Raw genomic sequence first — 867 nt, forward strand, 5'->3', positions numbered from 1 at the left:
CATTATGTTCGGTATTTGATTGTTATCCGTTATCGGCATCATGTTTGGCATTTGATTGTTATCCATTATCGGCATCATGTTTGGCATTTGATTGTTATCCATTATCGGCATCATGTTTGGCATTTGATTGTTATCCATTATCGGCATTATATTTGGCATTTGATTGTTATCCATTATTGGCATTATGTTCGGTACTTGAATATTAGGCGGTATTGCTTGCGGGATCATAACACTTTCTTTTGATACGTTTGGTGAGACTATGTTCCCTACATTCTCTTTCTTCACTTGCGGCGACACTATGCTTCCTACATTTTCTTTTTTCACTTGCGGCGACACTATGCTTCCTACATTTTCTTTTTTCACTTGCGGCGACACTATATTCCCTACATTTTCTTTCTTTACTTGCGGTGAGACTATATTCCCTACATTTTCTTTCTTTACTTGTGGTGAGACTATGTTCCCTACATTCTCTTTCTTCACTTGCGGTGAGACTATGTTCCCTACATTCTCTTTTTTCGTTTGCGGAGAAATGACGTTGTTAGGTTTCATTTTATTAATTTGAGGAGCAATTAACTCGCTTCCCTTTTTTATTACATCTGAAATTTTATATTCTTTTTTCGCTTTAATTGGTGGTTGCGGTGGCTGTGGCAATACATTAATGGAAAATTTAGTGTTCTCCTTCGTAGTTGGCTTTTGTTTTTCTATAACAGATGGTTTTTGAATAACTGAAGGTTTTTCAACTGGTTTCTCTTTTTGTACTTCTTTTTGTGGCTGCACCTGTACTTCTTTTTGTGGTTTCACTTGCATTTCTTTTTGCGGCTTCACCTGTATTTCTTTTTGCGGTTTTACCTGCATTTCTTTTTGCGG

1 pseudogene is annotated in these 867 nt (G+C 36.7%); it reads right to left on the minus strand.

Annotation, left to right across the window (positions count from 1 at the left end):
- Positions 1-867: pseudogene (exsA, locus tag MR071_RS24985) on the minus strand (spore coat assembly protein ExsA); the annotation flags it as partial.

This window comes from Bacillus cereus group sp. BfR-BA-01316 (assembly GCF_022664195.1).
Classification (GTDB): Bacteria; Bacillota; Bacilli; order Bacillales; family Bacillaceae_G; genus Bacillus_A.